Source organism: Herbihabitans rhizosphaerae (genome assembly GCF_004216555.1).
Lineage (GTDB): Bacteria > Actinomycetota > Actinomycetes > Mycobacteriales > Pseudonocardiaceae > Herbihabitans > Herbihabitans rhizosphaerae.
Genome location: NZ_SGWQ01000001.1, coordinates 383,303 through 402,331 on the forward strand (window position 1 = coordinate 383,303; position 19,029 = coordinate 402,331).

Below are 19,029 nucleotides of genomic sequence, written 5' to 3' on the forward strand. Positions count from 1 at the left end.
CCGACATGGCAACGACCGCACAGTGGATCGAGGGCGCCCGGCCCCGCACGCTGCCCAACTCCGTGGCACCGGTGCTGCTCGGCGCGGGAGCGGCGGCCGCGCTGTCCGCGTTCTCCTGGTGGCAATCCTTACTCGCGCTGCTCGTGGCGCTGGCGCTGCAGGTCGGCGTGAACTACGCCAACGACTACTCCGACGGCGTGCGCGGCACCGACGCCGAACGAGTCGGCCCGCTGCGGCTGGTCGGCTCCGGCGTGGCCAGCCCGACCTCGGTGCGCGCCGCCGCGTTCGCCTGCTTCGCCGTCGCAGCAGTGGCCGGGCTGGTGCTGGTCGCGGTCACCGGACACTGGTGGCTGATCGCCGTCGGCGCGGTCAGCATCGCCGGCGCCTGGTACTACACCGGCGGCGCGAAGCCCTACGGGTACTCCGGTTTCGGTGAAGCGGCCGTCTTCCTGTTCTTCGGGCTCGTGGCCGTGCTCGGCACGCTGTACGTCCAAAGTGGACAGATCAGCTGGCTCGGCGCGGCGGGCGCGGTCGCGATGGGCTCGTTCTCGGCCGCCGTGCTGGTGTCCAACAACCTGCGCGACGTGCCCACCGACGCCGTCTCCGGCAAGCGCACGCTGGCCGTGCGGCTGGGCGACGGGCGCACCAGAATCCTTTACCTGGCACTGGTTTCCGTACCCTTCGCGGTGTCCATCGCGTCCGCGTTCGCCACGCCGTGGACCCTGCTCGGGTTGCTCACCGCCGTGCTCGTGGTCCCGTCGGCGCGCCGGGTCACCCGTGGCGCGTCGGGCATGGCGCTGATCCCGGTGCTGCGCGACACCTCGATGGCGATGCTGGTCTGGGCGCTGCTCACCGCGGGGGCGTTCGCCGCCGTCGGCTGATCACGACGATCACGTAGATCAGCGGACCGCTGACCAGGCGCTTGAGCGTCGCCCAGAACCCGGTGCGCACGGTGACGTCCATGGTGCACTGCACCCGCGCGGAACCGGAGAACCACGGATCCAGTTCGACCAGCCCGCTGTACCGGCCGGCCCGCTGCCACTCGTCGACCGTCCGCCGCTCACCGGACGCCGGCGTCACCGTGCAGGTGCCGTTCGCCCGGCGCTTCTTGTCCAACTGCAGGTGGCCGCCCTGCCAGGTGTACGCCACCCACGCGACCGGCCCCCTTGATCCGTCCCCCGAACGGCGTTTTCTCCCTTCGTCCGGGGCAGGACCCTAGGTCGCCGCCGCCGGTTCCGCCGGGCTCGGCCACACGCCGCTGGCCAGGAACTCCTCGAGCACCGCCTCGTGCGGCGTGAGGTCCAGCCCTTGCGCGGCGACCCAGTCGTCGTCGAAGTAGGTATGCCCGTACCGCTCGCCGCCGTCACACAGCAGCGTCACCACGCTGCCGGAGCGCCCGGCCGCGACCATCTCGGCGACCAGTTGGAACACGCCCCACAGGTTGGTGCCGGTCGACCCGCCGACCCGGCGCCCGAGCATCCGCTCCACCCGGCGGATCACCGCGATCGACGCCGCGTCCGGCACGCGCACCATCCGGTCGATCACGTCGCCGACGAACGACGGCTCCACCCGCGGCCGGCCGATGCCCTCGATCCGCGAACCCTTGCACCCGGTCAGCCCCGGCGTGACGTTGCTCCACGCGTCGAAGAACACCGAGTTCTCCGGGTCCACCACGGCAAGCCGAGTGCGCAACTGGCGGTAGCGGATGAAGCGGCCGATCGTCGCGCTGGTGCCGCCGGTGCCCGCACCGACGACGATCCAGTCCGGCTCGGGGTGCGGCTCCAGCGCCATCTGCTCGAAGATCGACTCGGCGATGTTGTTGTTTCCGCGCCAGTCCGTCGCCCGCTCGGCGTGCGTGAACTGGTCCATGAAGTGCCCGCCCAGCTCGGCGGCAAGGCGGCGCGACTCGTCGTAGATCGCGCTCGGCTCGTCCACGAAGTGGCAGCGCCCGCCCTGCCGCTCGATCAGCTCCACCTTCTCCTGACTGGTGGTGCGCGGCATGACCGCGATGAACGGCAGCCCCAACAGACGCGCGAAGTAGGCCTCGGACACGGCGGTGGACCCCGACGACGCCTCGATCACCGGCGTGCCCTCGGTGACCCACCCGTTGCACAGGGCGTAGAGGAACAACGACCGGGCGAGCCGGTGCTTGAGCGAGCCGGTCGGGTGGGTCGACTCGTCCTTCAGGTACAGCTGGATGTTCCAGCTCGCCGGCAGTGGAAACGGGATCAGGTGGGTGTCGGCGCTGCGATTGGCGTCGGCGTCGATGATCCGCACCGCTTCGCAGACCCAGTCCCTCGTCGTGTCACAACATCGGTCCACAGAGGTCATGTCTGACAACCCTACTGAGACACCTTGCCGACCGACGGCCCGTAGTCGCCGACTTTCGTTTCTCCTGAGGCCACCTGGGTGTGGTAGACAACCTGGCCATGAGCGAGAAGATCAGGCGACGCACGGTATTAGGCGGCGCGGCGGCGGTCGCGGGCGTGGCGACCGTGGGGGCGGTGGCGTTCGCGTCGCCCCGGTCCGCCGAGGTGTTCCAGCACGGAGTGGCGTCGGGTGATCCGCTGCCGGACGGCGTGTTGCTCTGGACTCGCGTGACACCGAGTGCCGACGCCACACCGGGTTCCGGCGTCGGGTCCACTGTGGACGTTCGCTGGGAGGTGGCCACGGACGCGACGTTCGGCACCGTCGTGGCCTCCGGTCTGATCCGCACCGGCCCCGAACGCGACCACACGGTGAAGGTGGACGTCGGCGGCCTCACCGCCGGCACCGCGTACGCCTACCGGTTCACCCTCGACGGCGCGGTCTCCCCCGTCGGGCTGACCAGGACCGCCCCGACCGCGACCGCGCGGCTGCGGTTCGGCCTGGTGTCCTGCTCCAACTGGCAGGCCGGGCATTTCGCCGCGTACCGCTACCTCGCCGAGCGCGGGGACCTGGACGCGGTGATCCACGCCGGCGACTACCTCTACGAGTACGGCAGCAAGCAGTACCCGGACGGGCAGGACGTCCGCCCGCACGACCCGGCGCACGAGATCATCACGCTCGCCGACTACCGGCGGCGGCACGCGCAGTACAAGACCGACCCGCACCTGTCGCGGCTGCACGCGCTGTGCCCGTGGATCGTCACCTGGGATGATCATGAGTTCGCCAATGACGCGTGGGCGGGCGGCGCGCAGAACCACACCGATCCCGAAGGTCCTTGGGCCGTAAGGAAAGCGAACGCGCTGCAGGCGTACTTCGAGTGGATGCCGGTGCGCAACGACGGCGACAAGATCTACCGGCGGCTGCGCTTCGGCGACCTCGCCGAGCTGTCCATGCTCGACCTGCGCCAGTACCGCTCGTTGCAGGTGAGCAACACCGACGGCGGCGCCATCGACGACCCGAACCGCACGATCGCCGGCCGCGAGCAGCTCGACTGGCTGATCGACGGGATCGTGTCCTCCGGCGCGCGGTGGAAGCTGGTCGGCACGTCGGTGATGGCCACGCCGGTGGCGCTGCCGCCGCTGTCGCCCGAGCTGGCCGGCGCGCTGGCGAAGCTGCTCGGCCTGCCCAGCGAGGGCATCCCGGTCAACCCGGACCAGTGGGACGGGTACGCGGCCGACCGGCGCAGGATGCTGAAAGCCTTGGCGGACAACAAGGTTCGCAACACGGTGTTCCTCACCGGGGACATTCACAGCTCGTGGGCGTGCGACGTGCCGATCGACGCGGGCACCTACCCGCTGAGCAAGTCGGTGGCCGTCGAGTTCGTGGCGACCTCGGTCACCTCGGACAACATGGACGAGATCCTCAAGGTGCCGCCGCGCACGCTCACGCTGGCCGTCGAGGGCGGGCTCACCGCGCTGAACCGGCACGTGAAGTGGCTGGAGTTCGACTCGCACGGCGCGTGCGTGCTCGAGGTGACCCCGTCGGCCGCACAGGTGGACTGGTTCTTCCTGGCGGACAAGACAAAGCCGGACAGCACGCTGCGGCACGCGCGCTCCTACCGCGTGCAGGACGGCACCCAACGCGTCGAGCGGGTGTACTCCCCGATCGGCTGAAAGTGCGTTGAACGAGCCTGTGAGGGTGACCCCACCGCCGCGTGGGGCCGTATGTGCATCACCTTCACATTCACCACCCCCTGCTGATCTTGTGTGACCTGGGCTTTCTCCGTGGCCGACGGACTTTAGCGGGCTAAAGTACGCGGAGAGGGGTTTGTGCGCTTGTCAAGTTCGGCTCAGCAGCCACACCTAACCGTCCACGAGCCCGTGTTGCACGGCGACGACGGCCAGCCGCACCCGGTTCGCGCTGTCGGTCTTCGCCATGAGGTTCGCGACGTGCGTCTTCACCGTCGTCACGCCGATCAGCAAGCGCTCGGCGATGTCCGCGTTGGACAGCCCGGCGCCGATCAGCGCGAGCACCTCGCACTCGCGTTCGGTGATCTCCAACTCGGGTGACCGCACGGTGTCCTGCGCGCTGGCGCGCACGGCGGCGCCGACGAGCCGGCGCAGTACCGGCCCGCTGAACGGGGTGTCGCCGGCCGCCGCCTTGCGGATCGCGTCGAGCAACTCGGCCGGCTCGACGTCCTTGGCGAGGAATCCGCACGCTCCGGCGGACAGCGCCGGGTAGAGGTGCTCGTCGTCGTCGAACGTGGTGAGCACGACGACCCTGGTCGACGGGCGGCTCGCCATGATCGTGGCGGTCGCGGTGACCCCGTCGGTGCCGGGCATTCGCAGGTCCATCAGCACGACGTCCGGCGCGGCCGTCGCCACCAGGCGCACCGCCTCGCCGCCGTTGCGTGCCTCGCCGACCACCTCGATGTCGTCGGCGGACTCGCACAGCATGCGCAGGCCGGCCCGCACCACGTGCTGGTCGTCCACGAGCAGGAGCCTGATCACGATCGCCCCGGAATGATCGCGGCGAGCCGCCAGCCGTCCACGGTCGGGCCGGCGTCGAGGCTCCCGCCGACCAGCGCCACCCGCTCGTGCATGCCGGCGATCCCCAGACCCGGTCCGTCCACAGTGGACAGTGGTGGCCCGCCGTCGCGCCGGTCGGTGATCTCGACCGTGGTGCCGTCGTCGCCGCCGCCCACGATCACCCGGACGGTCGCCGACGGGCCGGCGTGCTTCGCCGCGTTGGTGAGGCCCTCCTGCACAAGCCGCAGCACGGTCAGCCCGCGCATCGCGTCCAGGTCGGTCACCGTCGGCGCGATCGTCGCCTCCACCGTCAGCCCCGCCCGTCGGCTGCGCTGCACCACCTCCTCGATCACCGCCGGCAGTTCCTCCGGCTCGACGAACAGGTGCCCGCCGGACTCGGGCTCGCGCAGCGCGGACACGAGCTGGCGCAGGTCGGTGAGCGCGCGGCCGGCGTTGGCGTGCACGTCGTCCATCACCTCGCGCACCCGCGGATCCGCGTCGTGCAGCACGTGCCGGGCCACGCCGACCCGGAGCGTGATCGAGGCGAGGTGGTGGGCGACCACGTCGTGCAGCTCGCGCGCGATCGCGGTGCGCTCGGCCGCCTTCACCGAGTCGATCTCCAGTGCCCTTCGCCGGTCGGCCTCGGCGGAGGCGTGCCGCACGGATCTGATGTAGCCGCCGGTCAGCACGGGCACGCCGACCATCACGGTGATGTTGAACAGGCCGGCGGTGACGTCCTGCGGCACGGTCGGGTCGACGAACCGGCTCAGGTACGCGGCCGCCAGCGCGATCGCGGCGACCGCGGTGGGCGCGCCCCAGCGGCGGACGGCGATCTCGAACAGCGCGAGGCCGGCGACCCACTTCATGCCGAGCGCGCTGCCGGTGCCGGCGTGCTCGGCCACCGCGAGCAGGCCGGCCTGGCCGCAGGCGACGGTGAACGGCAGCGCGGCCCCGGCCTGGATCAGCACGGTGGCCGTCAGCATCACCGCGATGTCCACTGTGGACACGGTGGATCCGTTGTGCACCAACAGGTACGCGGCGCACACCGGTACCGCGAGCAGGCGCGGCGGGGACCACGGCCAGCGTGCTGTCACGACCCGACAGTACGGGAGCCGACCGGCGGGCGGCCTCCTCCTTCGGCAGGAGGCGGCTCCTCCGTGCGGCCGGTCGATCCGCCCTCGCCGCCGATGCCGCGACCGGGTGCCGCGCGGGACGGTGTCGGCGACGGCGCGATCGGCGCGCCTACAGGGAGGCGACATGAGCGAGAGGACGACCAGCAGGCGCGCACTGCTCGGCGCGGCCGCGGCCGGCACGGCGGGGCTGGCGGTGACGGCGGGTACCGCGGGAGCCACACGGGCCACCCGAGGCCGGTTCGCCGGCAAGGTGGTGTTGATCACCGGTGCCACGTCCGGCATCGGCGAGGCCACCGCGAAGGCGTTCGCCGGTGAGGGTGCCAAGGTGGTGTTCTGTGGGCGGCGGGCGCACCTCGGCGCGAAGGTGGAGGCGGAGATCCGGCGCGCGGGCGGCGAGGCCACCTATATCCAGGCCGACGTGCGGATTCCCGAGCAGGTGCGATCTTTCGTGGACAGCGGCGTGGCCAGGTACGGCGGGCTGGACATCGCGTTCAACAACGCCGGAGTGGAGATGCGCGGCAAGCCGGTGCACGAGATGGCGGTCGCCGACTGGGACAATATCCAGTCGACCAACGCGCGCGGCGTGTTCCTGTCGATCAAGTACGAGGTGCCGCACATGCTGCGCGCCGGACGTGGCGTGATCATCTGCACCTCGTCGGCCGGCGCCGAGCGGGCAAGGCCGGGCAACGCGGCGTACGTAGCGAGCAAGCGCGCGATCCAGGGCATCGTGCGGTCGGCGGCACTCGACTACGGCACGAAGGGCATCAGGGTGAACGCGATCCTGCCCGGCACGACCGACACCCCGCTGGTGCGACCGCCCGGCCTCCCGGACGACCAGTGGGAGCTGTTCAAGAAGGCGTGGGGACCGCTGAACGTGCACGGGCTGCACCGGATGGCCGAGCCGGAGGAGATCGCGACGTCGATTCTCGCGCTGGCCGACGGTTTCCCGTTCATGACCGGCTCGTCGGTGGTCGTGGACGGCGGCTCGCTCGCCGGCAGCCCGATGGTGTTTCCGCCCGGATTTCCGCCGCCCTGACAGGCACGCCGGTGGAATGTGACGCCCGTCGCTTGACATTCGCGCAATAATGAAAAGTCCGCCAAACAACGACGTTGCCTGGCGGATATTAATTCATGTTAGCACGGGTGAGGTCGAATTGTCAAAGCAGCGGGAATTGCGGGCAGAACGCGACTATGTGGAGGCGCTCTACCAGCGGCTGGACGCCGAGCGCGAGTCCACCGCCGCCGAGCTGACGACGGCTATGAAGGCCGAGACGGGCGGCAACACCGAGGCGTTGTTCCAGCGCGACGTCGCGGTCAACACCTTGCGCACCAAGCAGAACCGCCTGCACGCGGCGGACGGTGGGCTGTGCTTCGGGCGGCTGGCCATGAGCGACGGCGAGCGCGTCTACATCGGCCGGATCGGGCTGTTCGACGAGGAGGACGACTACCGGCCGCTGCTCACCGACTGGCGCGCGCCGGCGTCCCGCGCGTTCTACACCGCGACCGCGGCGCGATCCGAGGGCGTGGCGTTCCGGCGCCATTTCCTCACCCGAGGGCGGGACGTGCTCGACCTTTCCGACGAACCGCTTGGCGGCGATTCCATCAGCGGCGACAGCGAGGCGTCCACCGCGCTGCTGAACGCGGTCAACGCGCCGCGCGCCGAGGCCATGGCCGACATCGTGTCCACCATCCAGGCCGACCAGGACGAGATCATCCGGCTGCCGCACCACGGCGTGGTGGTGCTCGACGGCGGGCCGGGCACCGGCAAGACCGCGGTGGCCCTGCACCGGGTCGCCTACCTGCTGTACACCCAGCGGGAGCGGATGTCGCGCAGCGGCGTGCTGATCGTCGGGCCGAACGCCTCGTTCCTGCGCTGGATCGGCGCCGTGCTCCCGTCGCTCGGCGAGACCGACGTGGTGTTCGCGACGCCCGGCGAGCTGTTCCCCGGACTGCGGACGACCAGGCAGGACGACGCGGACGCCAAGCGGATCAAGGGATCGCTGGACGTGCTCGCCGTGCTCGCCGCCGCCGTGGCCGACCGGCAGGAGCTGCCCGGCGAGCCGATCCCGATCGAGTTGGACGACGTGACCGTCCCGCTGGACGACGAGCTGGTCTCGACGGCGCGCGAGCGAGCGCGGTCGACCGGCCTGCCGCACAACGACGCGCGGCCGGCGTTCCGCAAGCACGTGGTGGAGGTGCTGGTCGAGCGTGCGGTGGCGGATATCGGCGAGGGCTGGCTGGACGAACCGGAGGACCGCGGCGGACCGCTGTGGGCCGATCTCGCCGAGGACGTGCTGCACGAGTTGAAGCAGAGCCAGTCGCTGGCCAAGGCGGTCGACCAGCTCTGGCCGCACCTGACCCCGACCGAGTTCCTGCACGATCTGCTGAGCGACGAGACGCGCCTGCGCGCGGCCTTCCACGGCCGGCCGGACGCCGACTGGCAGGCCGTGCACCGCCGGCTCGGCGACGCGTGGACGGTCTCCGACGTGCCGCTGCTCGACGAGGCGGTCGACCTGCTCGGCGAGGGCCCGGCCACCGCCCGCGCCCAGCGCGCCGCCGAGCACGAGCGGCGCAGGCAGGCCAAGTACGCCGCCGAACTGATGGAGATCCTGGGCGACCAGGGCGATCCGGACTACGAGCAGCTGCGGGTCACCGACGTGGTGGACGCGGAACGGCTGGCCGATCGGCACGGCTCGGGCGACGGTCGCGTCCTGGCCGAGCGCGCCGCGGCCGATCGCGACTGGACCTACGGGCACATCGTGGTGGACGAGGCGCAGGAACTGTCCGAGATGGACTGGCGGCTGCTGATGCGCCGGTGCCCGAGCAAGTCGTTCACGATCGTCGGCGACCTCGCGCAGCGGGAGTCGCCCGCCGGCTCACGCGCCTGGGAGCCGGTGTTGTCCCGGTATGTCGCCCAGCGGTGGACCTTCCGGCAGCTGACCGTGAACTACCGCACGCCGGCCGAGATCATGGACGTGGCCGCCGGCGTGCTCGCCGAGATCGGGCCCGGCCTGACCCCGCCGACGTCGATCAGGTCCAGCGGCACCCGGCCGTCCACCTGGCACGTCCCGGTGCCCGAGCTGGCCGAGACCGTCGCCAAGGCGCGCGCGGAGTACACGTCCGGCACGACCGCCGTGATCGCGCCGGCCGACCTCGGGATCGAGGGCTCGATCAGTCCGTACGAGACCAAGGGCCTGGAGTTCGACTCGGTGATCGTGGTCGAGCCGCACCGGATCCTGATCGACGGCGCGGCACAATTGTACGTGGCGCTGACCAGGGCGACCCAGCGGTTGACGATCGTGCACAGCGAGCCGCTGCCGGAATGTCTCGCGGCCGCCGGACGTTGAACCTCCGGAACCACTTCGATCTCCTGGAGCACACGATGGCCGACACGCCCACCACGCTCACCATGTACTCGACGACCTGGTGCGGGTACTGCCGCCGGTTGAAGACGCTGATGGAGCGGGACGGCATCGAGTTCACCATCGTGGACATCGAGCAGAACCCGGAGGCGGCGCAGTTCGTGATGAGCGTCAACGGCGGCAACCAGACCGTGCCGACGCTGCACTTCCCGAACGGCGCGGCGCTCACCAACCCGTCGATCGACCAGGTCAAGAAGACCCTGGCCGCCTGAGCCCGGGACAGGTCCCGGGACGCCGGCCCTACGTTGCCGTCCATGGTTCGGCTCCGTGTTCTGGTCCTGGTCGTCGTCGCGCTCGCCATCGCGGGCTGTGCACCGGACGTCCGCGCCGCGGCCCCCGCGACAACGACCAGCAGTCTCACAAGCGCCTTCCCGGCCACGACCCTCCCGAGCACCGCCACGCCCACGACCACGTCGACGACGTCACGCACACCGTATGTGTTTCCGCCGTTTCCACTGGACGGCAGCAACCTGAAAGCGTGCGAGGACGCCGTGTGCGAGGTCCGGGTGAAACGCAACGCGACGATCAAGGTCGGGGCCGGCCGGCCAACGTTCACGATCGTCAAGATCAGCGCGGCCGGAGTCGACTTCCGACTGCGCTACCCGGATGGCAGGCCCGCGACGCTCACCCTCGGCCCCGAATCCGGTTCGTTCGCGGGGTTCGGGGCGCCCATGAGCTTCGAGATCAGCCTGTACAGCGTCGACGAGGACGGAACAGCCGTCCTCCGAGTCGGCCCCCTGACCCACTGAACCAGGTCAGCGATCGGCGGCCAGGACGGCCATCGCGGCGTTGTGGCCGCCGATTCCGCTGACTCCGCCGGCGCGACGGGCGCCGGCTCCGCAGACGAGCAGGTTCGCGATGTCGGTGGACACGCCCCAGGTGTCGCCGTCCTCGCGGTACGGCCAGGCCAGATCGCCGTGGAAGATGTGCCCGCCGGGCATGTTCAGCTCGTCGGCCAGGTCCAGCGGCGTGCGCGCCTCCAGGCACGGCCGGCCGTGCGCGTCGCGGGCGAGGCACTCCTCGATCGGGTCGGCCAGGTGGCGGTTCAGCCCGGCCAGGTGCCGGCGCACCAGCTCGTCGCGCATCCGCGCGTTGTCCCCGCCGAACAGCGTCGCCGGCGCGTGCAACCCGAACAGCGTCATCGTGTGCAGCTCACCGTCCACAATGGACGGATCAGTGAGCGTGTGGCAGTACACCTCGCCGGGCGGGAACTCGAGGACCTGGCCGGAAACGCTTGCCTGGTAAGCGTTCTCCAGGTCCACATAGGACTCGTCGAGGTGCATCGTGCCGGCGAACGCGAGCCGGGGATCGACCCCGGTGCGCAGCCTGGGCAGCCGCGTCAGCAGCATGTTGATCTTCATCTGGCTGCCCACCGGCGGCGGGCTCGTCGGCAGGCCGCGCAACGTCTTCAGCGTCCACGGCGCAACCCCGGACAGCACCCAGCGCGCGCCGGCCGTGTGCTCGACGTCCCCGTACCGGTAGCGCACCTCGCCGGTGCGCCCGTCCGCCTCGACGCCGAACACCGTCGCGTCGGTGACGATCCGCGCACCCGCCTCGATCGCGGCGCGGGTCAACTCGGCCGTCACCGCACCTATGCCGCCGACCGGCACCCGCCACTCCCCCGTGCCGTTGCCGATCACGTGGTACAGAAAGCACCGGTTCGCGAACAGGCTCGGCGAGCGCACCGACGACCAGGTGCCGATCAGCCCGTCGGTGGCCGCCACACCGCGCACCAGGTCGTCGGTGAACGTCTCCTCGATCCACTCGCCGATCGGACGCTCGAACAGGCCCTCCCAGACCCGCTCGCCGGTGGCCGCCACCACCCGCGACCGGAAGTCCTCCTCGGACGCCAACGGCTCCAGCAGCGTCGGCGCGACGATCCCGGCCACGGTCTCCAGATCACCGTAGAACCGTTGCCACGCCTGGAATTCCGCCGTCGATCCGGTGATCGCGCGGAAGCTCTCCTCGGTCGCCGCACCCGGGTCGCGCTCGACCAGCAGGCCGGCCGGATCGCCGTCGCGCAGCGTCGGCGTGTACGACGCCACGGCACGCGAGCGCAGCTTCACCCGCAGGCCGAGGTCGTGCACGATCGCGTCCGGCAGCAGGCTCACCAGGTAGGAGTAGCGCGACAGGCGGGCACGCACACCGGCGAACGGCGCAGCACTCACCGCGGCGCCGCCGGCGTGGTCGAGCCGCTCCAGCACGAGCACCGACCGTCCGGCCCTGGCCAGATAGGCGGCCGCGACGAGCGCGTTGTGCCCGCCGCCGACCACGACCACGTCGTACCGGTCGGTCACGGCTCGTCCGGCGGTTGCTCGCCGCGCAGCTCGGCGCGCAGCCGTTCACGCTCGGCCCGCCGCTCGGCGCCACGGGCGGCCAGCCCTTCGGTCACCCGCGCGTTGAGACCGCGGAAAATCAACAGCCCCAAGGGAAATCCGAGCACCAGCGCGATGGCCAGCGCGACCAGGAACGGGACCTGCAACAGCACCAGGAGCACGGTCAGCACGGCAACCAGCGCGAGCCGCGCGATCGTGTACAGCGTGAGATCGCGGCCGAGGTGCGCGTCCGGTGTGTCCACGGCCGTCACTCCTGCTCCGCGGCGTAGGACGTGTTCGGCCGGCCCTCGAACCGCGTGGACAGCACGACCGTGGTGCGGGTGCGGGACACGCCGTCGATGCGGCGCAGCCGGCCGAGCGTGCGCTCCAGCTCGTCCACTGTGGACACTCGCACCTTCACGACGAACGCCTCTTCGCCCGCGACCGCGTAGCAGGACTCCACCTCGGGCAGCTTGCCGAGGCTGTCGGCGACCTTGTCCTCGTCGGCCGTCTCGGCCGGGTGGATGCCCACCAACGCGGTCACGCCCAGGCCGATCGCGTACGGGTCGACGACGGCGTGGTAGCCGGTGATCACGGAGTTCGCCTCGAGCTTGCCCACCCGCTCGTGCACGGCCGACGCGGACAGCCCGATCTGCCGTCCAAGCTCGGCATAACTGGCCCGCCCGTTGACCCGGAGCGCTGCGATGATCTTGCGGTCGACTGCGTCCACGGAGAGCAGCGTAGGCCGCTCGGGTCGGCCGTGCCCCCGGTGCCCCGACTGTGTCACCGCTGTGGCGATTTGTCCTTTACCTCCTCTTTGCTATCAGACAACCGTTCGAGTACTCGATGGGCTGGATGGCACGATTGTCTGTAAGGCGCGACTCTCGGGGGCCGCGTCGGTCACAGGAGGGAGGGGTCGTGTCGGGAACTGTGGGAGAGCAGCTACTGACTCCGGGTGAGGTGGCGGCGTTGTTCCGCGTCGACCCGAAGACCGTCACCAGGTGGGCGACCGCGGGGCGGATCGGTTCCATCCGAACCCCCGGTGGCCACCGGCGTTTCCGCGAGTCAGAGGTGAAGGCTCTCCTCGCGGAGCTGACGACCGAAGCGGAACCGGCCACCGAGTAAAGAGTTCATAAGGGACCCTCGCCCCCTCCGGCGGCGAAACGAGCTAACCTCGTGGGAAGCACGTTCCGGAGGAGGCCTCGATGTTGTATCTGCTCGCCGTGGTCGGCGCACTCACAGTCGCCGTCCTGCTGTGGCGAGCGTTCGGTATGCGGTCCGAGACCGGCGTGAGCGCTCCGCGCCGGACTGTCGCGCCGGACGACGACCCCGACTTCCTGCGCAGGCTCGACGACGAGAAGCGCAAACGGCCCGACGAGGACCCGCCGGCCTAGTACGTGAACCGCCTCACCCGCCGCGCCTTCCTCGGCGCGGCCGCACTCGTTCCACTGGCCGGCTGCACCGGCGGCGACACGCCCGTGCCTTCTCCTTCGTCCGCACCGCCTCAGGGCGCCACCCCGCGCCCGCCGATCGAGCGGCACGATCGCCTCGCCGAGCTGGAACAGCGGTTCGGCGCGCGCGTCGGCGTGTTCGCGGTGGCCACCGGTACCGGCAACACCGTCGCGCACCGGGCCGACGAGCGGTTCGCGTTCTGCTCCACGTTCAAGGCGCTGGCCACGGCCGCGGTGCTGCACCGCGACCCGATGTCGCACCTGGAGACCGTGGTCAGGTACACCCCGGCCGACCTGATGAAGAGCTCGCAGATCACCCGCCAGCACGTGAGCACCGGCATGACGATCCGCCAGGTGTGCGACGCGGCGGTGCGCTACAGCGACGGCACCGCGGGCAACCTGCTGTTCCGCGAGCTCGGCGGACCGGCGCGGCTGACCGAGTTCCTGCGGAGCATCGGCGACACGGTCACCCGGATGGACCGGATCGAGCCGGCGCTGACCGAGGCCACACCGGGCGACCCTCGGGACACCTCCACGCCGCGCGCGCTGGGCACGTCGTACCAGAGGCTCGTGCTGGGCGACACGCTCCCGCCGGACAAGCGCGCCTTCCTGCGCGACCTGATGGAGCGCAACACCACTGGCGCGCAACGCATCCGGGCCGGCGTGCCGCAGGGGTGGGTCGTCGCGGACAAGACCGGCACCGGCGACTACGGCACGGTGAACGACATCGCCCTGGTGTGGCCGCCGAACACGCCGCCGCTGCTGATCGCGATCATGTCCAGCAAACCGGCACGGGACGCCACCTACGACCAGGCGCTGATCGCCGAGGCGGCCCGCTACGCGGTGGCCTCGCTTACCTGATCCGGGCTCACCTGATCCGCGTGGTGTCGCTGGGGAAGTCGTCGGCCACGGTCGACGCGAGCTCCAGCAGCGCGAGCCGGGTCTCCCGGTTGAGCCGGTCCAGCTCGATCTCCGCGCCCTCCTCCAGGTGCGGGTCGAACGGGAGGCGGACCACCGCGCGGCAGCGCGCGCCGAAGTGCTGGGCCAGCTTGTTCTGGTCGACCGAGCCGGAGTTCGGCCGCACCGAGTTGATCACCGCGACGGACCGCTGGACGAGCTGCCCGTAGCCGTGCGCGTCGAGCCAGTCCAGGGTGGCCGAGGCGCTGCGCGCGCCGTCCACCGAGCCGGACGACACGATCACCAGCGAGTCGGCGATACCGAGCACGCCCTTCATCGCGGAGTGCATCAGGCCGGTGCCACAGTCGGTGAGCACGATGTTGTAGAAGTGCTCCAGCAGTGCCACCGTGCGCCGGTAGTCGTCCTCGCTGAACGCCTCGGAGACAGCCGGATCCTGTTCACTGGCAAGGACTTCCAGCCTTGAGGGGCCCTGCGAGGTGTACGCGCGCACGTCGGAGTAGCGGGTGATCCGGTTCGCGTCGCGCAGCAGGTGCCGCACGGTCGCGGTGGTCTCCAGCGGGATCTTCTGGGACAGCGTGCCGCGGTCGGGGTTGGCGTCCACGGCGATCACCCGGTCGCCGCGCAGGGAGGCGAACGTGGAGCCGAGCGTGGTCGTGGTGGTGGTCTTGCCGACACCGCCCTTGAGGCTCAGCATCGCGATCTTGTAGCACCCGCGCAGCGGCTGGTTCACTCGCGCGATCAGCTCGCGACGCCTGCGGTCCATCGGGCTCTCGCCCGGGTTGATCAGGTGCCCGCTGGCCACGTACACGGCCTTGCGCCAGCCGGTCTGCGGGCTGCGCTTGGCCGGCTTGATCAGCCGCGCGGAGGACAGGTCGTGAATCGGCACGCCGGACTGCTGGCCGCCGTGCTCGCCGGGCGGGAAGGACGGCTGCTGCTGGTAGGAGTACGGGCCGGACTGGCCGCCGCCCACGTGGTGCGGGCCGGACGTCGTGCCGGGTGCCGGGTGCGGGCCGGACGTGCTCGGCGGCACGGCGTGCGGGGCCGAGGTCGTGGGTGGGACGGGTGAGCTGGTGGGTGACACCGTGTGCGGCCCGGAGACCGTGCCCGGGTTGGGCTGCTGCACCGGAGGGTTCCCGCCAGGCGGGGTCGCGGGGTGCAGCCGCGAGTCGGTCGGCGATTCGTCGTCGAGGTGGGCGGGCGGCGGGCCGTAGTCGGGCTCGGTGTGCTCACCCTCGCGCGGCGGCTCACCCCACGCGACGTGCCGCCCCGCCGAATCCTCGTAGCGTCCAGTCACCGCTGGGATCCTCCTCGACGAACGGGGTCACACCGCACCACCCGTGCGACCGTAGTCGCTGATCGCGAGGTGGTCGAACGGCTGTCCCCCGCATTGTCCGTCAACGCCACGCACCCGGCGCGCCCGGGGCCACCACACCGTCCACGAACGCGCGAATCAGACGCCGGCGTAGGAGTGCAGGCCGGAGGTCACCAGGTTCACGAAGAAGAGGTTGAACACCGTGCCGGCGAATCCGACCACGTTGATCACCGCCGCCGGGGTGCCGCGCCAGCCGGCCGTCGCCCGCGCGTGCAGGTAGGCCGCGTAGATCACCCAGCAGACCAGTGCCACGGTCTCCTTCGGGTCCCAGTCCCAGAACCGGCCCCACGCCGCCTCGGCCCAGATGCCGCCGCAGATCACCCCGAAGGTGAACACCGGGAAGGCGAGCACCGTGGTGCGATACGCCACCCGGTCGAGCAGGTCCTTGGACGGCAGCTTGCCGGCCAGCTTCACCATCTTGTCCGGGCGCTTCTCGTTGCGCGCCTTGATCAGGTACAGCACGCTCGCCACACCCGGCACCATGAACACGCCGCTGGCCACCGCGGCCGCCAGCACGTGCACCACGAGCCAGTAGGACCGCAGCGACGGCTGCAGCGGCGCGGCCTGCGCGTACAGCAGCGTGCCGCCGATGAACATCAGGAACGTCACCGGAACGAGGATGAACACGCCCAGCTTGCGCGCGCCGAACTTGTACAGCAGCACGAGGTAGGTGACCACCGCGACCAGGCACACCAGCGAGCCGTACTCGTACATGTTGCCCCAGGGCGCACGCCCGGCGGCGACCCCGCGCAGCACCAGCGAGGCGACGTGCATGACCGCGCCGAGCACGGTGACCGCGACACCCATGCGGCCGAGCCGCTCGACCCGCCCCGGTCCCTGTTCGGTCGGCACCACGCCGGGCGTGATCGTCGTGCCGGACGATCCGCCGCCGACCGTGGCCAGCTCACGTGCCGGCTCCGCCACGGCCAGCGTGCTGCGCCGGCCGAACGCGTACTCGACCAGGTGCAGCGCCATGGCCATCAGATAGAGGAAAGTGGCGGCGCCGTGGCTCCAGTCGCCATAGGTCGCCAACGTCTCGTCGACCACTAGGTGTCCCTCCCGCTCGTGCGAAGCACGTCGTCGGCGAGCCTGCCGAACTCCTCGCCGTAGCCGGCCTGGTCGGTCCTGGCCAGACCACCGACCTGGATGAGCGTACGGTCGGGACCTTGGTCCCGAGTGATTCGGGTCGCACGCACCCAGAACCGGCGCCGCTTGATGGTCAGCGAGACGCCGAGCCCGAGCACCAGCGCGACGGCGAACACCAGCACCCAGTCCTGCGCCGGGTCGTGCGCGACCTTGAGCGACACGAACCGCTCGACCCCGTCGAAGGTGATCCTGGTGCCGTCGTCGAGCGTGAGGTGCTGGCCGAGCCGCAGGTTCTCCCGTGCGATCTTCTTCAACCGCCCGCTGTCCACCATGGACTGGTCCACGCTGAAGATCGACTGGCCGCGGCCGGAGTCGTTGCCGAGGTCACCGCGCAACACGTCCACCGCGACCGCCGGGTCGAGCAGGTCGGGGAACCGCGAGGTGAGCACCTTGCCGTCGAACCCGGCGGTCGGCGCGAACAGCCCGGTGACCGCGAGCTGCTTGGTCCGCCGCTGCACCGGATCGGTCACGCCGGGCGGGTCGAACTTGACCGCCCCCTCGGACAGGAACGTCGACGGGTCGACCGGCCGCCACTGGATCAACCCCACGCGCTCGGTCCCGTCCGGGTACCGCACGGTGAACCGCGGCGCGTACCCGTTGCCCATCAGGTAGACCCGGTCGCCGGCGGTGCGCAGCGGCGAGTTGCTCTCCAGCGGGTAGTCGCGCCAGGTGCCGGCGGTCAGATCACCCTCGGACTGGTACCTCATGTCCACGCGGAAGTGCTCCGGCTGCCCGCTCGGCAGGTATGTCACCTGAAAACCGTTGACCTGCAAGCAGAACGGCGTCAGATCGGTGCCGTCCACGGTCAGCCCCGGCTCGAACGAGTCGTACCCGACCACCCCGGAGTTGCAGAACTGCGAGCCGTTGGCCAGGACGATCACCTGGCCCTCGTAGTTGAACAGCTTGCCGACCGCCAGCGCCACGATCAGCCCCAGCATGGCGAAGTGGAACGCCAGGTTGCCGGCCTCGCGCAGGTAGCCCTTCTCGGCGCTGATCGTGCGCGAGCCGTCGTCCTCCTCGCGCTCCACCGTCCGCCAACCGCGCAGCCGGGTGCGGGCGCTCGCGATCACCTCGTCCACCGGAGTGTCCACAGTGGACTCGCGGTTCAGCGGGAGCCGGCCGAGGTTGCGCGGGGTGAGCACCGGCTTGGCGCGCAACGCCTTCGCGTACTCGAACGTGCGCGGCGTGAGGCAGCCGACCAGCGACACGAACAGCAGCAGGTAGATCGCGGCGAACCAGACGCTGCCGTACACCTCGAAGAACTGCAGCTGGTTCAGCAGCCGGCCCCACCAGCCGTGCGCGACGATGTAGTCGGTGACCCGCTGCGCGTTGAGCGACCACTGCGGCAGCAGCGCGCCCGGCAACGCCGCCAGCGCCAGTAGGAACAGCAGCACCAGGGCGGTGCGCATTGAGGTGAGCCCGCGCCAGGTGTTGCGCAGGAAGTCCAGCACCCGGCGCGGACGGGAGCGGCGCGGCAGTGGCGCGCTCGCCGGCGCCTCCGGCGCGTCCACAGTCATAGGGGCAACCTCACGTCCGACACCACGGCGTTGCGCAGCCACGCCACCAGGTCGCCCCACAGTCCTGTCACCAGCAGTACACCGACCACCAGCAGCATCCCGCCACCAACGTACTGCACCGTCCTTCCGTTGCGCCGCAACCACCCGGTGGCCCGCACGGCCCACCTGGTGCCGGCGGCGATCAGCAGGAACGGCAGGCCGAGGCCGAGGCAGTAGAGGAGCACCAGCCAGTAGCCGCGCGCCGCGGAGCCGCCGGTGCTGTTGGCCACGGCGAGGACTCCGCTGAGCGTGGGCCCGATGCACGGCGTCCAGCCGAGGCCGAACACGGCACCGAGCACCGGCGCGCCCGCGAGGCCGGCGCGCGGTGTGCGGTGCAGCCGGATGTCCTTCTGCAGCAAGGGAACCATGCCGAGGAACACCAGTCCCATGGCGATGGTCAGCACGCCGCCGATGCGTTGCAGGAGATCCTGGTTCACCGTCATCGCGTCGAAAAGCCACACGATGCTGCCCACGCTGGCCGCGAAGACCACGGTGAACCCGAGCACGAACAGCAGCGTGGCGAGCACCACGCGATTGCGCCCCTTCTTGCGCTGCTCGTCCGCCTCGACCGCCGGCACCTCCGCACCGACCAGGGCCGCGAGGTAGGCCAGATATCCGGGGACGAGCGGCACCACGCACGGCGACGCGAACGAGATCGTGCCCGCGAGCAGCGCCACTCCGCTGGCCAGCAACAGCGGGCCGGAGGTAGCGAGCTCGGTCGGATCCACGCAACGAGGGTAAGGACCTGGGTGAAACCGCCGTCCTCCGGGACCGCGCCGCGGCGGATCGACTATTACGGTAAGGTCACAATCGTTACCCGC

20 protein-coding genes are annotated in these 19,029 nt (G+C 70.8%); 9 read left to right on the forward strand and 11 right to left on the reverse strand.

Going from position 1 to position 19,029, the window contains the following annotated elements; all coding sequences use genetic code 11:
• Nucleotides 1–5: 5 nt before the first annotated feature.
• Complete coding sequence (locus EV193_RS02000) at nucleotides 6–881, forward strand: 1,4-dihydroxy-2-naphthoate polyprenyltransferase (protein ID WP_130342201.1); 876 nt, start codon at nucleotides 6–8, stop codon at nucleotides 879–881.
• On the opposite strand, the gene EV193_RS02005 is transcribed toward EV193_RS02000, so the two are convergent.
• Together EV193_RS02005 and cds1 are read right to left on the reverse strand one after the other, a co-directional pair.
• Nucleotides 850–1,149, reverse strand: a complete 300-nt coding sequence (locus EV193_RS02005; protein WP_130342202.1) for a hypothetical protein — start codon at nucleotides 1,147–1,149, stop codon at nucleotides 850–852. The genes EV193_RS02000 and EV193_RS02005 overlap by 32 nt on opposite strands.
• A gap of 66 nt (nucleotides 1,150–1,215) precedes the next feature.
• Complete coding sequence (gene cds1 / locus EV193_RS02010) at nucleotides 1,216–2,331, reverse strand: L-cysteine desulfhydrase Cds1 (protein ID WP_130342203.1); 1,116 nt, start codon at nucleotides 2,329–2,331, stop codon at nucleotides 1,216–1,218.
• 98 nt (nucleotides 2,332–2,429) lie between these two features.
• Here cds1 and EV193_RS02015 point away from each other — a divergent pair, with 98 nt between their 5' ends.
• Nucleotides 2,430–4,040, forward strand: coding sequence for an alkaline phosphatase D family protein (locus EV193_RS02015; protein ID WP_130342204.1), 1,611 nt, complete (start codon nucleotides 2,430–2,432; stop codon nucleotides 4,038–4,040).
• A 189-nt stretch (nucleotides 4,041–4,229) separates the two neighbouring features.
• Here EV193_RS02015 and EV193_RS02020 read toward each other — a convergent pair whose 3' ends face one another.
• Both EV193_RS02020 and EV193_RS02025 read right to left on the reverse strand, forming a co-directional pair.
• Nucleotides 4,230–4,877 carry a response regulator gene (locus EV193_RS02020; protein ID WP_130342205.1) on the reverse strand — a complete coding sequence of 216 codons (648 nt, stop codon included), beginning with the start codon at nucleotides 4,875–4,877 and terminating at the stop codon, nucleotides 4,230–4,232.
• Nucleotides 4,874–5,989: a sensor histidine kinase gene (locus EV193_RS02025; RefSeq protein ID WP_165401179.1), complete on the reverse strand. Its 1,116-nt coding sequence runs from the start codon at nucleotides 5,987–5,989 to the stop codon at nucleotides 4,874–4,876. Before EV193_RS02025 ends, EV193_RS02020 begins: the two co-directional genes overlap by 4 nt.
• A gap of 163 nt (nucleotides 5,990–6,152) precedes the next feature.
• Between EV193_RS02025 and EV193_RS02030 the strand changes: the two genes are divergently transcribed.
• The 4 genes from EV193_RS02030 (at nucleotide 6,153) to EV193_RS02045 (ending at nucleotide 10,199) form a co-directional block, all read left to right on the forward strand.
• Complete coding sequence (locus tag EV193_RS02030) at nucleotides 6,153–7,064, forward strand: SDR family NAD(P)-dependent oxidoreductase (protein ID WP_130342207.1); 912 nt, start codon at nucleotides 6,153–6,155, stop codon at nucleotides 7,062–7,064.
• Nucleotides 7,065–7,200: 136 nt separating this feature from the next.
• On the forward strand, nucleotides 7,201–9,375 hold the full coding sequence (locus tag EV193_RS02035) for a helicase domain-containing protein (RefSeq protein ID WP_165401180.1): 2,175 nt from the start codon (nucleotides 7,201–7,203) through the stop codon (nucleotides 9,373–9,375).
• A 35-nt stretch (nucleotides 9,376–9,410) separates the two neighbouring features.
• Entirely contained in the window at nucleotides 9,411–9,662 is a 252-nt protein-coding gene (locus EV193_RS02040) for a mycoredoxin (RefSeq protein ID WP_130342209.1), read from the forward strand.
• Between the two features lie 42 nt (nucleotides 9,663–9,704).
• Nucleotides 9,705–10,199 (forward strand): hypothetical protein, encoded by a 495-nt coding sequence (locus tag EV193_RS02045; RefSeq protein ID WP_130342210.1) that lies wholly within the window; start codon nucleotides 9,705–9,707, stop codon nucleotides 10,197–10,199.
• A gap of 6 nt (nucleotides 10,200–10,205) precedes the next feature.
• Here the strand turns inward: EV193_RS02045 and EV193_RS02050 are convergent, their stop codons facing one another.
• Genes EV193_RS02050 through EV193_RS02060 form a run of 3 tightly spaced genes read right to left on the reverse strand, consistent with a single transcriptional unit; the run spans nucleotide 10,206 to nucleotide 12,495 of the window.
• Nucleotides 10,206–11,747 carry a phytoene desaturase family protein gene (locus EV193_RS02050; protein ID WP_130342211.1) on the reverse strand — a complete coding sequence of 514 codons (1,542 nt, stop codon included), beginning with the start codon at nucleotides 11,745–11,747 and terminating at the stop codon, nucleotides 10,206–10,208.
• Complete coding sequence (locus EV193_RS02055) at nucleotides 11,744–12,037, reverse strand: DUF4229 domain-containing protein (protein WP_242613087.1); 294 nt, start codon at nucleotides 12,035–12,037, stop codon at nucleotides 11,744–11,746. Before EV193_RS02055 ends, EV193_RS02050 begins: the two co-directional genes overlap by 4 nt.
• Nucleotides 12,034–12,495, reverse strand: coding sequence for an Lrp/AsnC family transcriptional regulator (locus tag EV193_RS02060; RefSeq protein ID WP_130342212.1), 462 nt, complete (start codon nucleotides 12,493–12,495; stop codon nucleotides 12,034–12,036). The genes EV193_RS02055 and EV193_RS02060 overlap by 4 nt, the downstream gene beginning before the upstream one ends.
• Nucleotides 12,496–12,683: 188 nt before the next feature.
• Here EV193_RS02060 and EV193_RS02065 point away from each other — a divergent pair, with 188 nt between their 5' ends.
• The 3 genes from EV193_RS02065 (at nucleotide 12,684) to bla (ending at nucleotide 14,077) form a co-directional block, all read left to right on the forward strand.
• Nucleotides 12,684–12,890: a BldC family transcriptional regulator gene (locus EV193_RS02065; protein WP_130342213.1), complete on the forward strand. Its 207-nt coding sequence runs from the start codon at nucleotides 12,684–12,686 to the stop codon at nucleotides 12,888–12,890.
• Nucleotides 12,891–12,970: 80 nt separating this feature from the next.
• Entirely contained in the window at nucleotides 12,971–13,159 is a 189-nt protein-coding gene (locus EV193_RS02070; protein ID WP_130342214.1) for a hypothetical protein, read from the forward strand.
• 3 nt (nucleotides 13,160–13,162) lie between these two features.
• Nucleotides 13,163–14,077, forward strand: a complete 915-nt coding sequence (gene bla / locus EV193_RS02075; protein WP_130342215.1) for a class A beta-lactamase — start codon at nucleotides 13,163–13,165, stop codon at nucleotides 14,075–14,077.
• Nucleotides 14,078–14,084: 7 nt separating this feature from the next.
• Here bla and EV193_RS02080 read toward each other — a convergent pair whose 3' ends face one another.
• From EV193_RS02080 to EV193_RS02095, 4 genes are all read right to left on the reverse strand, one after another.
• Nucleotides 14,085–15,428, reverse strand: a complete 1,344-nt coding sequence (locus tag EV193_RS02080; protein ID WP_423202122.1) for a MinD/ParA family ATP-binding protein — start codon at nucleotides 15,426–15,428, stop codon at nucleotides 14,085–14,087.
• A 156-nt stretch (nucleotides 15,429–15,584) separates the two neighbouring features.
• A complete protein-coding gene (gene ccsB, locus EV193_RS02085) occupies nucleotides 15,585–16,553 on the reverse strand; it encodes a c-type cytochrome biogenesis protein CcsB (RefSeq protein ID WP_242613088.1) in 969 nt (322 codons plus the stop codon).
• Nucleotides 16,553–18,169, reverse strand: coding sequence for a cytochrome c biogenesis protein ResB (gene resB, locus EV193_RS02090; RefSeq protein ID WP_130342216.1), 1,617 nt, complete (start codon nucleotides 18,167–18,169; stop codon nucleotides 16,553–16,555). Before resB ends, ccsB begins: the two co-directional genes overlap by 1 nt.
• Nucleotides 18,166–18,936, reverse strand: coding sequence for a cytochrome c biogenesis CcdA family protein (locus tag EV193_RS02095; protein ID WP_130342217.1), 771 nt, complete (start codon nucleotides 18,934–18,936; stop codon nucleotides 18,166–18,168). The genes resB and EV193_RS02095 overlap by 4 nt, the downstream gene beginning before the upstream one ends.
• Nucleotides 18,937–19,029: the final 93 nt, after the last annotated feature.